The sequence below is a fragment of the Zavarzinella sp. genome (assembly GCA_041399155.1).
Taxonomy (GTDB): domain Bacteria; phylum Planctomycetota; class Planctomycetia; order Gemmatales; family Gemmataceae; genus JAWKTI01.
Genome location: JAWKTI010000003.1, coordinates 339,777 through 353,846 on the forward strand (window position 1 = coordinate 339,777; position 14,070 = coordinate 353,846).

Below are 14,070 nucleotides of genomic sequence, written 5' to 3' on the forward strand. Positions count from 1 at the left end.
GTGAGAAAATTGTCGAAGCCATGCGTGCAGACAAAAACATCAAGATTGAAATGAAGTAGTTTTTTGACTTAATACCGGAAGCTGTATTCGGCCTTGTTTTTCATGATGACCATGGTGACCAATGCCCAGATGCTACCGATGACAAGGTAATTCAGGATCCACATGGCATAGAGGAGGTCTAGACCGGATTCTTTACCAATTGCTTCCAGTAATAATGCGAACAATATCCCTAACAACCAGATTGCCCCACATGCAATGGAAAAACCAATACACACTTTCATATTAACGGTTTTCAGATTGCGGTCACCCGATACCATTGCCAGACTACGCAAGTAAAGCAGATACAGTACTCCAATTGCAATTCCTGTCAGGTTCAGCAGGATACCCAGGAAAACATCCCCTGCATCTGGAGAAGCAATTGCAATGCTGATGAACAGGACATTGCCAATCGCAGTCAATGTGGTCGCAAAAGTACCCCAATTGAACGAACCAAAAGCAGGTCCGAATGCGTTGTTTCGGTCCGCTGCTGCAACAAACGACAGAATAATATGAAGCAGCATGGTTGCTGCCAAAGCAATAGCAAGTCCTAATGCTCCACGGGCACGCGGGCCTGCAATCTGGAAGCCAAAAGCAGTAGCGGCGGTTAGCAACGCTCCCAAGCCTGAAGCACCAGCCAGTATAGAGAGCAATTTCGGGCCTTCATCGTAGTTCGCTCCCGCCCAGGTGATGATTGCTGAAATTGCCAGAAGCACTGCACCGCCTACCCAGATCCAACCAGCAATGGTCATCAACAACAGAGACAGTGGGACAAAAGCAAACTGCTTCTGTAATTCCTTTTTGGATGGTTTTTTACTGCTGCGTCGGGAATAGCCGCCATCGTCGTCATCTTCATCATCGTCATAACGACTGGATTTCCGCTTGCGTGGGCGGTCGTCGTCATCTGCATCATCGTCGTAACGACTTGCTTTCCGCTTGCGTGGGCGGTCATCATCATCTTCATCATCGTCGTAGCGACTGGATTTCCGCTTACGTGGGCGGTCGTCTTCATCCTCATCTTCGTCGTAACGCCCACCACGGCGTGGGCGGGGCTCATCGTCATCATCCCGACTTGAAGAACGCGCAGAAACTCCTTCCGTTGAAAGGAAAATATTTCCGCACGCGGGGCATTTGACCTTTTTGGCTGGGGAATCATCCGGAAATTTCATCCCTTTCCGACAAGCTGGACAATGGATTACTGCCATATTCGAACCGCTCCATTGAAAAAACAACAAAAGAATGAGTCAATTTCGAGTTAAGGTTTTTATAGCAGTTCAGAAGTGCTGATTCTGGCAGAAAAAGATGAAGAATTGTAACGGCTTTTAACTTCCGTTCCGGTTATGCGGGTTGCTGAATGCCCACTTCTGCCAGAATAATCGCCGCACGGTTGCCATCATCGACGGTGTCGAAGGTGATATAGCCGACGAATTTTTCACCGACGGAAGTCATCATTGCACTGTGCAGGTGGATGCCCGCCTGGGCCCACGCATGTTTAATCCGGTGGGCCAAACCTGCTGTATCATCGCCCACCACCCGCATTACCACGGGGTTCTGCACTTCATGCAGACCCGCTTCACGAGCAGCTTCCATCTGCTCCGCACCTACGATCGGTGCGACACATAAAAGACTACAGCCCGGATTATCCGGGCATTTTTCCGTTTCAACATACTCCAAATCAGCGTTGGCATCGTCCAGTTTGCCAAGAATTTCCACAATTTTGTTACTGTTGTCTGGGACTTCGACAGACCAGATGTGGACACGATCCATTTTGAAGCTCATCATTTGCTCCTGATTTTGAGAAAGGACAGAGTATGATCCTAAATCCCAACGGGACGGAAAGCTACGAAAAAATCGCTAAACTTCTCCAGTTCCGTTCAGAAGCCCCGGCGTGTTCTGCAAGGGCCACCCCATTTTACCATAAGGGCAATACCCAGCGAAACGCTCTGATTATTTGATGACTATTTTGCCCGCGGTGCCCTGGACCGGATACGATTCTGCCACTGGGCCGACCAGCCATACATCAACCTGCCCACCTTCTTTCAGATCTTTCAAGGTGGCTGGGACCAGTTTGTCGCCTTGCAGACGCAGAATTTTGGTCTTTTCGTTCACCCGCACACTCGCTTTGTCGTATTCAAAGGCGGGATTGCGCTCACCATCGCAAAGAAAGGAACCGGTGAGCCCTTTTTCATCGGTGATGCGAATATTCTTCGCGGGCCCGGTAACCGAAATTTTCTCTGCACCGTGGGAGAACCCGCTAACCAAACACATTAATGCCAATATTACGATATTGCTGCGCACCAATATTCTCCAAAAGAAATCAAATTCACGACCCACTTCAACCGTGGGGATATGATTCAGACGATTTCCCCACCGTCTAAGATTGAGAAAAGGAAAAAAACGCTAGAATAACAGAACAATTATTTTTGGGAGTGGCCGGCGAATGGCTGGAATGACGCTGACGGAGAAAGTACTGGCGAAAGCTGCCGGGAAAGCCCACGTGGCACCTGGGGAAAATACCTGGGTCAACGTGGATGTGCTGATGACCCACGATGTCTGTGGACCTGGCACCATTGGCATTTTCAAGAAACACTTTGGAAAAGATGCCAAGGTGTTTGATCGTGAGAAAGTTGTCATTATCCCCGATCATTACATTTTTACCGCAGACAGCATGGCCAACCGCAACGTCGATGTACTGCGGGAATTCGCCAAAGAACAGGATCTCCCCTACTTCTACGATGTTGGCACGGATCGCTACAAAGGCGTCTGCCACATTGCCTTACCTGAAGAAGGCCACACTCGACCTGGGGAAGTGCTGCTGGGCACCGATAGCCACACCTGCACTGCCGGTGCGTTCGGCCAGTTTGCCACCGGGATTGGTAATACCGATGCGGGCTTTGTGATGGGAACCGGCAAACTGTGGCTGAAGACCCCACCCACCATGCGGTTTGTATTTCACGGGCAACTCCCACCGTATCTGATGGCAAAAGACCTGATTCTGGCCGTCATAGGTGATATTGGCTGCGACGGTGCCACCTACCGGGCAATGGAATTCGATGGTGATGGCGTTTATGCACTGAACATGGAAGAGCGGATGACGCTCTGCAACATGGCCATTGAAGCGGGTGGCAAAAATGGCTGCATCGCACCGGATGAGGTCACCATCGAATATGTGAACAAGCGGAACGCAGGCCAGCGTCCATACACTGTGGTGAAAAGTGACGCAGATGCCCAGTTCATCTTCGAAAAAGTTTACGACGTGACGAAAATGGAGCCGGTGGTGGCAAAGCCCCACAGTCCGGATAATAAGGCGTTTGTTAGCCAATTGAAGGGCGAAAAACTCGACCGGGCTTACATTGGGTCGTGTACAGGTGGGAAAATGACCGATTTTCGTGCTGCCGCAGCATTGCTGCGTGGCAAGGAAGTACGGATCGACACCTTCATTGTTCCCGCCACCACAGAAGTGGCCCGGGGCCTGAAAACAGAAAAAATCGGCGACCAGACATTAGAAGAAATCTTCCTTGCGTCTGGCGCGAAAATTGGCGAAGCTTCCTGCGCTGCCTGTCTTGGTGGGCCATCCGATACTTTTGGCCGCCTGAATCAGGCAATTCGGTGCATCAGCACCACGAACCGGAACTTCCCAGGCCGGATGGGCCACAAGCAGGCCGAAGTTTTTCTGGCCAGTCCCATGACGGTGGCTGCCAGCGCCCTCACAGGTGAAATCAGCGACCCACGTGATCTGGTTGTCTGAGATGCTGCAGCCGCTCTTTCAGAAAACTCATTAATATAGCTGCTCCCTTCGAAGTGAAAAAATCGCCTGATTTACCCATTTTCCATCGGAAGCGGTGAAAGAAACAGCGATTGTTTGATCCCACCTTGTTTTCTGGCAGGTGGGGCGTTACTATGTACTAACCCTGCTGTGTTCGTGATGAAACGTTGCTTTTTGTGGTGAACCGATAAAAACCCGTAGGGAACCGACTACTCCTGCTAGTGCTGCAAGCCCGTCACCTTCTTTCTGAGAAGGACCGCAACGGTGATCCAAAAGCTAGTGGGGCGGTGCCCACATTAATGACGGGTTCCCCAAATACGATTCACACGGCACAAGCGGGGTTTTTCTACTGGTGCCTTGCCTTAATATTCGCTGGCATATTCTCTTCCCCACTTGTCATTGGGTGGGCAGGACGTTAGAACGTACTATTCACGATAAAAAAACTTACTTTATTTCAGGATATTTGTACAGATGGTTGAGCGTCGCAAAGAATTGGATCGTCGGTATCATCACAAAGCGAAGATGATGAAATTAAAGCGGAAACTGAAAAACGCCCAAGGCGAAGAGCGCACACAGATTCTTGCAAAGATCAAGCGGATCAGTCCTTACTGGACCGAACCAGCTGCTGCACCTGCCAATTCCTGAGAATTCTCTCATTTTACCGCCGGCCACACAAATTTGACGCAAAATTTGCGGCTATCATCAGCAATGAAGGCTGATTCGAGTGGAAAATCTGTCTCGCGCACCACCAGATTTCTGATGAATTTCCCACTTTTTTGAAAAATTCCAGTTTTCCTGCAAACGAAAATACTGTTCATTCGTATAATATAGTAGAAGTGGTTGCCCAAACACAGCCACGGGTTGTTAACATGTCTTTAGGCGGGTCGTCCTTCCATCACCAGGAGACAACAATGACACACAGTACCGCAGCACCAATGAAAACACCACAATTGGTGGTATCAGAACGGATTGAATCTCGATTAAATACGGGAGAGCTCAGCCAGCAACAGGTTGATGAGTATACCCAGTTCCTGCAGGTGGCACAGAAAGAACTGATGAGCCACCGCATTATCCAGCACAACCCCTATTGCGAGTGGTTTGCCAAAGGCACCGCCAGTGAAGCGGAATTAAAGTTCTTTGTGCAGCAGTTCAGCGTGTTTTCCAATCAGTTTCTGGTGGCAGCGTTACTCCGGGTCATCAACGCACAGGATCTGGAGCAAATGCGGTCCAGCAAGGAAATTCTGCTGAATGAGCTGGGGGTGATTTATCGAAAAGGCGAACAGGTTGCGGGTGAACGTTCCTCATTGAATCCGGAAGATCAGGATCGCGAAGGTGACCCCGATCTGGTGGGCACGGAAGGTACCGTCGATGGTGGCATTTTCCGCTTTCGTGCGGCCCACTTTGAGTGGTTGCTGCGGATGGGCAGCCACCTGAACCTGGGCTTCGATCACCTGGGCAAACGAATCCACGGTCGTCCCAAAACACTCTTTTTCTGCGATGAACTGCAACGCACGTACGGCAGCGAGGATTCACAATTCGCAGAAGGTGCCAGCTTTGCAGTAGAAAACTGGGCCGCAGCTGGCTTCTGGCAGCAACTGGAAGATGGACTGATGCTCTTGAAACAGCAACGCTATCCGAAGTTGCCACTGGCTTTCTTTACCTGGCACAACCGCGTGGAAGGCCAGCATGCCAGCCACACATTGGAAGAACTGGAAGAGACCTATTTTTCAGAAACATTCGACCGGGATAAGTTCCTGGCAGGTGGGAAAGAAATCCTGGAAGCAGTGGCCGCTTTCTGGGATGGTCTGGAAGAAGACCGTCTGGCGGGCCACAATCAATTAGTTGGGTGCTGACCAACCTGCAGGATAGGATAAACGACATCATTGGCACCGATCAGGGGAGAAATCTGTGGCAAAGGATCCAATTTCCATTCGTCGAATTGACCACATTCACTTTTTCGTGGGAAATGCCCGTCAATCGGCTTACTTCTATCGCAACGCGTTTGGCTTCGATGTGATTGCGTATGCAGGGCTGGAAACGCGAGTGAAACACGAAGCTGGCTATGTCATGCAGCAAGGTGGCATCACCTTTGTGTTGACCTCCCCCCTGCGGGAGCAGCACCCGGAGTACCCACGTTTGCTGAAGCACGGCGATGGTGTCATGGATGTGGCACTTGACGTGGATAATGTGGAAGAAACTTATCAGACAGCCATCGAACGAGGTGCGGAAAGTGTGCAACCACCTGTGCGGCTGGAAGATGAAAACGGTGTCTTTATCAAGGCAACGATTCGCACCTATGGCGATACGCTGCACAGTTTCATTAATCGCGACCATTACCGTGGGGTGTTTGCCCCAGGCTATTTGCCGATTGATCCGAATCGCTACAACCCAGCCACGTATCATACGGTGGGCCTAAAAGCAATTGACCACGTGGTGGGGAATGTCGAAGAAGGCAAAATGGACCAATGGGTAGAGTACTACTCGAAGGTGCTCGGTTTTTCGCAACTGGTTTCGTTTGACGATAAAGATATCAGCACCGAGTATTCCGCATTGATGTCCAAGGTGGTGCAGGGGAAAAACGGTCGAGTGAAGTTCCCGATAAATGAACCTGCTCAGGGGAAACGCCGTTCGCAGATTGAAGAATATATCGACTTCTACGGTGGGGCGGGTGTGCAGCACATCGCTATGAATACCAACAACATTATTGAAACGGTAAAGTCGCTGCGGGCAAATGATGTTTCCTTTCTGCGAGTCCCACAGACGTATTACGATACTCTGACCGATCGCGTGGGCGAGATTGCGGAAGATATCAAGGAGCTGGCAGAATTGGGCATACTGGTCGATCGTGATGATGAAGGCTACATGCTGCAGATCTTCACCAAACCAGTGCAGGATCGCCCTACCCTGTTTTTTGAAATTATCCAGCGACATGGTTCAAAAAGTTTTGGCAAAGGCAATTTCAAAGCTCTGTTCGAAGCAATTGAACGCGAACAATCTCTCCGTGGCACTTTATAGCGAAATCGTTAAGACAACATGGGCAACTTGATTGAGGAAAAGATCGTGATGATTCAAAGGTTTATTTGTTGTGCGGTATTCGCACTGGCCATCACATGCACCGTGCATGCAGATGCCACCAGCGATGCAATTGCAACTATCAAATCGGTAAAAACCGAAGGTGCAACCAACCAGGAAGTGGGGGCCGCCTGGAAAAATCTGGTTGGCCAGGGAATCGACGCCTTATACCCCACCCTGAATGCGTTTGAAGGGGCAGATCCTGTCGCACTCAACTGGCTGCAGGCAGCAGTGTTTGCTATTGTGGAAGCAGAGCGCACGGCAAAGCGTCCGCTTGATACTGCCACCATGACCAAATATGTGACCAATCTGAAAAATCCTTCTGCAGGTCGGCGCATTGCCTACGAGATCCTGGTGGAACTGAATCCCACTTCAAAAATTGAATTGTTGCCTGGGATGGTGGATGATCCCAACAACGATCTGCGAATTGATGCGATTGATTTCGAGTTGGCGAGATTGGAAAAATCTGCAAAGGTAGCCACGAAGGAACAGTACATGAAGCTTTTCGAAGCCACCCGCACGATGGATCAGGCAACGAAGATTCAAACCAAGATCGATAAAGCATTTCAGGTAAAGCCATCGCTTACCGATCACTTTGGCGTGATTACCACCTGGAAAGTGGTGGGACCATTCGACAGCACCAAAGGTGCAGGATTTGAAAAAGTATATAGCCCGGAAGAAGGGGTGAACCTGCTGGCCAAATACATGGGCAAAGCAGGTGAAGTATCCTGGATCACCACGACAACCGACCACGCGGAAGGACTGGTGGATCTGAACAAAGTATTGACCAAGCACAAAGATGCCGCGGCCTACGCATATGCTGTGGTGGAATCAACTGAAGAGATGACGGTACAGATTCGAATTGGGTCTATCTGTGCGGTGAAGGCATTTGTGAATGGGAAAGAAGTTTTCGCCAACGAAGAATACCACCACGGTCAACGCTTTGACCAGTACTTCGGCAAAGTACAACTGAAGAAAGGCAAGAATGAAGTTCTGCTCAAAATCTGCCAGAACAACCAAACTGAATCGTGGGCACAGAACTGGAATTTTCAGGCCCGCCTGAGCGATTTCAATGGTGCCAAACTACCACAATTAACCATCGTCGATTTGAAATAACCCCCCGATACTTAACACGAGAAAAAAGATGTATCAATTGAAATATATCATCCCATTGTTGTGCGTTGCCAGCATTTCAGGTGCGGCAGAGTGGTCGCAGTTCCGTGGCCCCAACGGCAGTGGTGTTTCCAGCGAAAAAAACCTGCCTGTCAAGTGGGATGCCACCACCAACGTGCGATGGAAAGCAGTCACCACCGGGCGCAGTGTTTCTTCGCCAGTTGTTTATGGCAACAAAGTGTTTCTGACATCATCTTCTGGCAGCCAGAACGATCGTCTGCATGTCTATTGCTTCGACCTGAAAACTGGAAAACAATTGTGGCACCGCCAGATGACAGCAACCGGTAACACTGGCTGCCACCCCAAATCAAGTATGGCTGCACCCAGCCCTTGTGCAGATGAACGTGCGGTATACTGCCTGTTTGCCACCGCAGACCTGGCAACGTTTGACCATGATGGCAATTTGTTGTGGTACCGCTCGCTGACCAGCGATTATCCCAAGATTTCCAATCAGGTGGGGATGGCCTCGTCGCCTGTTGTTCACAACAACACCCTGGTGGTACCGATGGATACCGTGGGGGAATCGTTCGTTGCAGCACTGGATACTCAGTACGGCAAGAATATCTGGAAAGTGTCCCGTCCGCGCATGACGAACTGGGTCACGCCCACGATCATTCAGAAGAAAGATGGTGCAGAAGTGCTGTTTACCTCTTCGAAAGAAGTGGTGTCGTATGAACTCAACACGGGGAAAGTGGCCTGGTCGATTGAGCAGGGTGCCAGCACTATTTCTACCACGATTATTAATGATAACAAAGCTTATGTGCCGATCAGCCGAAATCTGGTTTGTCTGGACCTGGTGAAAGATCAACCCACCGAAGTCTGGAAAACCTCCAAGTTAACATCCAGTTCTGCCACACCAGTCATCCTGGGCGATCGTATCTACGCCATTGGTGGTGCGGGTACGCTGTCTTGCGGCAACCTGAAAACTGGAAAAGATCTCTGGACAGAACGGATTGGGCGAGGGAAAGGCCAGTTCTGGGCATCACCCATCGCCGGTGATGGTAAGATCTATACCTTTGATGATGCTGGGATTTGTACCGTCATTCAACCCAACGATGAGGGTGCGGAAATTCTGTCCGTAAACGATATGAAAGCAGAGATCATGGGCACACCAGCGATTGCCGATGGTTGCCTGATCATCCGCACAATTGATGGCTTGTACTGCATTGGGAAAAAGTAAGTCTGAAACTGTTACTTTTTCTGCTGAAATAACCAGTCGTGAAATTTCTGATTCGCGTAGGTGGCAGACCATGAATTGTGGGATACCTTGGGGTATTCCGTGTATTGTGGTTTCCCACCTGCCTTTTTCAGTGCTTCCACCATGTTGCGGGAACGCTCTGGCTTTACCACTGTATCCACCTCACCGTGGAATACCCAGATGGGTAAATCTTTGATTTTATCTGCTGTGGCTTCATCAGCCCCACCACAGATCGGTGCGGCAGCAGCAAACCACTCCGGGTGCCGAGCAACCAGATCCCACGTGCCGTAACCACCCATGGATAACCCGGTGACATAGACTCGCTTGGGATCAATAGGAAAGTCCTTCAACAGCTTGGGAAGCAGTTCAATCAGCAGTCCCATCGGATCGCTGGGAGTTGCTGGCATCGTGTGCGAAGCGGCACTCCAGTCGACTTCCACCCACTTCTTGCCCGCGGGACACTGTGGGGCAATCAGAAAGCAAGGGTTCTGCTTTCTGCGTTCTGGTTTCAGAAAATCCCCCACCCCGTGCACCAGTTGTTTCTGGTTATCATCCCCACGTTCACCAGCACCGTGCAGAAAGATCACCAATGGATATTTCTCGCCCGATTTGGCCTCCAGGGGTTCCAGCCAGCGGTATGGTAATTTTACATTCTTGGTTCCCACGTAGACTTTCTTTTGCAGAATGTCCGTGGGCTTCCCCTGGGCCAGGCCAGTTGCGGCAAAAACAAACAGGCTGATAATTAATGTCAGTAGTAACAGTTTCAACACAAAATTGCTCCCATCAGGATTGTTTCAGGCGAGTCATATCAAAGAGATTGGTGGCTTGTGGGCCGAGAAACCCTTCAAAGCGAGCTTTATTGCCCGTTGTAGGATCGATGATTTCATTTCGTTCTGCAAGTTCAAAATATGCATAGGTCCATGGCATCGTGGTTGGGGTTCCGTTGTTACGCACACCCACCTCCACAACTGTCGCCTCGGTGGCAGTCTGTCGCAGTTTACTGCCCGGTGCCCCTTCGATGTCCGTTTTCATCGGCACACCCACAGACTGCAAAGCAGCAACAGTTTTGTCGATATTGTCCAGTGATGCGACACCGTGGGAATTAATCAGTGCCGTAAAGTGATTGACCTGATAACCATGGACCATCACCCACGCTGCAAACTGGGAGAACTTGTTGACATACCGCACATCTTCGATTTCAGGCGCCTGCCATGGGACTTGCGTCAGTAATGCGAGCATCTTTGCCTTCACAGTGGGGTCTAGTTGCCCGACCTCTTTCAACGCGGCGAGTTGATGTAGCTCATCAATCGACAGTGCCGCAGAAGCACCGACAAGGTTGGTCAAAATGGTGCGACATTTTTCATCCGCCACTTCCCACGTGCGGAACTCGCTGATAAACAATTTGGGCAATTTTGGATTTGCGTGCTGCAAATGAACCGACGACAACGACTTATCTTCAAAATGGTAGGTGCCCGCACTGCGATAACCCAGTGCTTCAAACATTCGCGAAACCGTTGCAATGCCTGCGTAGGAGTTTTCGTGTGCGATCGTGCGGAAGGCAATATGGTCGTTAAAAAAGTGGGCCTGATGGGACTGAATCATCGTTTCGTACATGCGGACATAATCGACTTTGGTGCGATAAATCTCCCACAGTTCGTCGAATAGTTCACCCAATAATTGTTCTTGCGGTGTATTCCCTACGATTGCACGATGGGGGCCTGTTGTCGTTGTCATGGCTGTTTCTCTGCATACTACTTCCAGTTATTCTAGCGTTGCAGTTCACTGAATGAGGACGGGTGGGTCGCTGGCACCCCAACAGATCATTCGCGAACTCAAACTTGCCGGGAGTCGGCGTTTCACTTCACTGGCAAAAAACGCAGGCTCATCGCGGCTGGTGTGGTGCATTAAAATGATCAGTTCATTCTGAAACTGGTCTGCCCGTTCCACAAAATCATCCAGATGCAGATGTCCAAAACGATGGATCTTCACACGGTCGTGCTCTTCACGTAAAAAACTGCATTCTATCAGCAGAATTTTGGCCAGAAACAGATTCGGTTCTGCTGAAAAAACGCCCTCAGCGGTATCACCCGTGTAACAGAGCATCGGCACCAGAAACTCTTCTTCAATTGCGGATCCTGCTTTTTTGGCAGCCACCAGTTCGTGGGAAGGTAAATTGCGGAATTCTGCACGCAGACGATGGCGTTTTTCCGAAACCAGGTATCCGCAAGACTCCACGGGGTGTTCTGTGGGGAAGGCACGCACCACACGCATATCATCAATGGCAATATTATCATTTGGCGATATGCCAATTAAGTCGCAGGCCAGGTCTCCATGATCAATTGCTTTCCAGGCATCAATCACATGTTGCACCCCACCTACTACACCATGGGGTACATACACTTTGGGTGGGGGCATTCGCATCATCATTCGGCGGGCCAGTAACATAGGTAGTGCCGCCAGATGGTCGATATGCGGGTGAGAAATAAACCAGTGCGAACTTTGGTGAAAGTTCCAGGGGATCCCACCCAGATCAAAACAGATCCCTAATTCAGGAATACGCCAATACGATTGAATTCCCGCCCGCGACCAACCTTCAATCGTGTAGGGACGATGAAAATAAGCCAACTGAGGTAGATTTTCCACTTTCGGGTGGGTACCTTTCATCCAAAATGCTCGAAAAAGTCCTGTTGTAGTATGACTTTAACACAATTCATTCTGTAAATCGGAGTTTGATGTTCCAGCAGGCAGGCCTGATCAGCGAATCACTTTTGCCTTGAGTTCACTGATCATCAGATCGAGTTCATCGATTGATTTCTGCTGCAACTCTTCAACAGAGGTGCGTGGCAGTCCTAGCACTTCTTCAAAAGCCTGAATCTGACCAATCCTTTGCCCACGCTCTTCGCCGAGTTTGATCCCTTCATCTCGGCCACGCTCTTCACCGAGTTTGAAGCCTTTTTTCTCGGCAATCTGCTCAAATGACGTTACGAATGGCATTTGATTCTCCCTCATCATTTCATTTCGAACTTTGTTAAAGTCTTCTGCAAGCTCTTCTGGTAATTCTACCAGCCAGTCGAGCAGGCGCATGATATTCCAGACTTCATCAGAAGTTAATTTTCGATCAAAAAGTTGCCGAATCAGGCGGGCTTTATCCGCAAAGCGAAGATCTGCGTTGCCGTGGGTCAACAAACTCCGAATGTTGGCTGCCACGACAAGCCCCACGGGGCTGCGGTGGTTGGTTAATTCGTCCAGTCTTTCAGCGTAGTCGAGCAATTTCACCAGATTGAATTCAAAATACCCTTCGGCGCTGATTAGTTTTCCAGACCACTTGCTGCCCACGTAGTTGGGGGCTTTTTTCTTCGGCACAATTTTTGGTGCAGAATGAATAAAATTGATGCTAAACAATAGCCAGACTGCCATCAGAGGGATGCTCTTTACCATCTGATTACTCCGTGGGGCCAGTTCGCTCACGCTGAAAACTTCTTTCTTCCACCCGCCCTGCTTTGTTTTCCAGTTTGCCAGTCATGGTGGCTTCAGTAATCTCGCCTTCAAACCAGGAGTAACCGTTGTAGATGGTCAGTTTGATGCGGGTCTTTTCGATTACATATGTGTAGTCGTATGGCTCGCGATTACTGCCAGGGATCACAAATTTTGCTTTCCCGTCAGCCTGAATTTCGATGTACTCAACCTCATCAAACAACTTTCCTGCCCAGGTGGTGCCCACCAGGTTGATTGGTTTCTGCCTGGGCACGATTTTCGGTGCAGCAATAGAAAAATTCGCGCTACACAATAATGAGATCGCACACAGAGTCGCACAAAGTCTCATGGTTCACCTATGGCTGTGGGTGCTGGGTCCCTTCACTTGGTACCAGCGTGGTCTCCCACTTCAGGCCAGTTACGTTGTGGCATTTCCCTTCAATTTTTTCGCTGGTAATTTTGGCATTGAATTCGGCATACTTCTGGTTCTTTTCCCAGTACAAGGTGTCACCGGTCTGTTTCCAGGTGCCGTTTTCGTAGGTGGTTCCGCCATATGAATACCGTAAAATCCCGTTGGGAAGAAAAGTGACCAGCATTGTCCGCTTTTCAAATGTTTCCGATATCCATGTGGTGCCGTCCAGTTGGGGGATTGCCAACTTTTTCACGGGCACTTTCGGTGCGGCCAGCAAAGATGGGACCAGAAGCAACCATACAGCAACAGATATTCGACGAAGCATGAGCATAACTGAACTCTTTTCCAATCAATCTGCATGATCGTGGCTATGCGACTGCTTGTCAATCGTGAAAATAAGATTTTTACCGAGGCGTTCCATGAGCATCGAAGAAGAACTGGGCTTTCCCATCGTCAAGCCCCAGGTGGTCGACTGGGCAGATATGGATGTGTTTGGCCACATCAATAATGTGGTGTACTTTCGGTACTTTGAAAATATTCGCATCGAGTATTTTCGGCGGCTGGGCTGGATGCAAGGCTCACCTGGTGTGGGGATCGGCCCCATTGTGCATTCGACGCAGGCTCGTTTCCGGACAGCGGTGCATTTTCCCGCCACACTATTGGCGTGTGCCAAAGTAAAAGAATTAAATGGCGACCGCTTTACGGTCAGCCATCAACTGGTGGATTCGGAAACCAAAGCAGTTACCACGTACGGTGAAGCGTTAATTGTCTGTTACGATTACACCACCCAGCAAAAATGCCGCATTCCAGACGAATTAGAGCTGGCCATCATGAATCTTGAAGCCCAGGTGGGGAATCGGCCCGTGATCCATTCGCCCCCACTGTAATATTGCGAAATGGCAATATAACTAACTCTGCATGCAAATCCAATCGTTGTCG

General features: G+C 49.7%; 16 protein-coding genes and 1 other RNA gene. 8 read left to right on the forward strand and 9 right to left on the reverse strand.

Annotation, left to right across the window (positions count from 1 at the left end; translation table 11 throughout):
* Window positions 1-68 precede the first annotated feature (68 nt).
* The 3 genes from R3B84_15580 to R3B84_15590 form a co-directional block, all read right to left on the reverse strand.
* On the reverse strand, window positions 69-1,205 hold the full coding sequence (locus tag R3B84_15580) for a hypothetical protein (protein ID MEZ6141987.1): 1,137 nt from the start codon (window positions 1,203-1,205) through the stop codon (window positions 69-71).
* Window positions 1,206-1,374: 169 nt separating this feature from the next.
* Window positions 1,375-1,818 (reverse strand): amino acid-binding ACT, encoded by a 444-nt coding sequence (locus R3B84_15585; GenBank protein MEZ6141988.1) that lies wholly within the window; start codon window positions 1,816-1,818, stop codon window positions 1,375-1,377.
* Window positions 1,819-1,983: 165 nt separating this feature from the next.
* On the reverse strand, window positions 1,984-2,334 hold the full coding sequence (locus tag R3B84_15590) for a DUF3221 domain-containing protein (protein MEZ6141989.1): 351 nt from the start codon (window positions 2,332-2,334) through the stop codon (window positions 1,984-1,986).
* A 142-nt stretch (window positions 2,335-2,476) separates the two neighbouring features.
* Between R3B84_15590 and R3B84_15595 the strand changes: the two genes are divergently transcribed.
* The 7 genes from R3B84_15595 to R3B84_15625 all read left to right on the forward strand — a co-directional run bounded on the left by R3B84_15595 (window position 2,477) and on the right by R3B84_15625 (window position 9,227).
* Window positions 2,477-3,784 (forward strand): aconitase/3-isopropylmalate dehydratase large subunit family protein, encoded by a 1,308-nt coding sequence (locus R3B84_15595; protein ID MEZ6141990.1) that lies wholly within the window; start codon window positions 2,477-2,479, stop codon window positions 3,782-3,784.
* 157 nt (window positions 3,785-3,941) lie between these two features.
* Window positions 3,942-4,148, forward strand: a non-coding RNA gene (gene ssrS / locus R3B84_15600) — 6S RNA.
* 125 nt (window positions 4,149-4,273) lie between these two features.
* Complete coding sequence (locus tag R3B84_15605) at window positions 4,274-4,447, forward strand: DUF6800 family protein (protein MEZ6141991.1); 174 nt, start codon at window positions 4,274-4,276, stop codon at window positions 4,445-4,447.
* A gap of 266 nt (window positions 4,448-4,713) precedes the next feature.
* Window positions 4,714-5,655 carry a hypothetical protein gene (locus R3B84_15610; protein ID MEZ6141992.1) on the forward strand — a complete coding sequence of 314 codons (942 nt, stop codon included), beginning with the start codon at window positions 4,714-4,716 and terminating at the stop codon, window positions 5,653-5,655.
* Window positions 5,656-5,710: 55 nt separating this feature from the next.
* Window positions 5,711-6,817: a 4-hydroxyphenylpyruvate dioxygenase gene (gene hppD, locus R3B84_15615; GenBank protein ID MEZ6141993.1), complete on the forward strand. Its 1,107-nt coding sequence runs from the start codon at window positions 5,711-5,713 to the stop codon at window positions 6,815-6,817.
* 48 nt (window positions 6,818-6,865) lie between these two features.
* Window positions 6,866-7,990, forward strand: coding sequence for a hypothetical protein (locus tag R3B84_15620; GenBank protein MEZ6141994.1), 1,125 nt, complete (start codon window positions 6,866-6,868; stop codon window positions 7,988-7,990).
* Window positions 7,991-8,018: 28 nt separating this feature from the next.
* Window positions 8,019-9,227: a PQQ-binding-like beta-propeller repeat protein gene (locus R3B84_15625; protein ID MEZ6141995.1), complete on the forward strand. Its 1,209-nt coding sequence runs from the start codon at window positions 8,019-8,021 to the stop codon at window positions 9,225-9,227.
* 11 nt (window positions 9,228-9,238) lie between these two features.
* Here the strand turns inward: R3B84_15625 and R3B84_15630 are convergent, their stop codons facing one another.
* From R3B84_15630 to R3B84_15655, 6 genes are all read right to left on the reverse strand, one after another.
* Window positions 9,239-10,015: a prolyl oligopeptidase family serine peptidase gene (locus R3B84_15630; protein ID MEZ6141996.1), complete on the reverse strand. Its 777-nt coding sequence runs from the start codon at window positions 10,013-10,015 to the stop codon at window positions 9,239-9,241.
* A 13-nt stretch (window positions 10,016-10,028) separates the two neighbouring features.
* Window positions 10,029-10,979: a DUF1338 domain-containing protein gene (locus R3B84_15635; protein MEZ6141997.1), complete on the reverse strand. Its 951-nt coding sequence runs from the start codon at window positions 10,977-10,979 to the stop codon at window positions 10,029-10,031.
* Window positions 10,980-11,024: 45 nt separating this feature from the next.
* On the reverse strand, window positions 11,025-11,909 hold the full coding sequence (locus R3B84_15640; GenBank protein MEZ6141998.1) for an MBL fold metallo-hydrolase: 885 nt from the start codon (window positions 11,907-11,909) through the stop codon (window positions 11,025-11,027).
* A gap of 90 nt (window positions 11,910-11,999) precedes the next feature.
* Window positions 12,000-12,683, reverse strand: a complete 684-nt coding sequence (locus R3B84_15645; GenBank protein MEZ6141999.1) for a hypothetical protein — start codon at window positions 12,681-12,683, stop codon at window positions 12,000-12,002.
* A gap of 4 nt (window positions 12,684-12,687) precedes the next feature.
* Window positions 12,688-13,068: a hypothetical protein gene (locus R3B84_15650; GenBank protein MEZ6142000.1), complete on the reverse strand. Its 381-nt coding sequence runs from the start codon at window positions 13,066-13,068 to the stop codon at window positions 12,688-12,690.
* A 7-nt stretch (window positions 13,069-13,075) separates the two neighbouring features.
* Window positions 13,076-13,462, reverse strand: a complete 387-nt coding sequence (locus R3B84_15655; protein MEZ6142001.1) for a hypothetical protein — start codon at window positions 13,460-13,462, stop codon at window positions 13,076-13,078.
* A gap of 88 nt (window positions 13,463-13,550) precedes the next feature.
* Here R3B84_15655 and R3B84_15660 point away from each other — a divergent pair, with 88 nt between their 5' ends.
* Window positions 13,551-14,018: a thioesterase family protein gene (locus R3B84_15660; protein ID MEZ6142002.1), complete on the forward strand. Its 468-nt coding sequence runs from the start codon at window positions 13,551-13,553 to the stop codon at window positions 14,016-14,018.
* Window positions 14,019-14,070 lie beyond the last annotated feature (52 nt).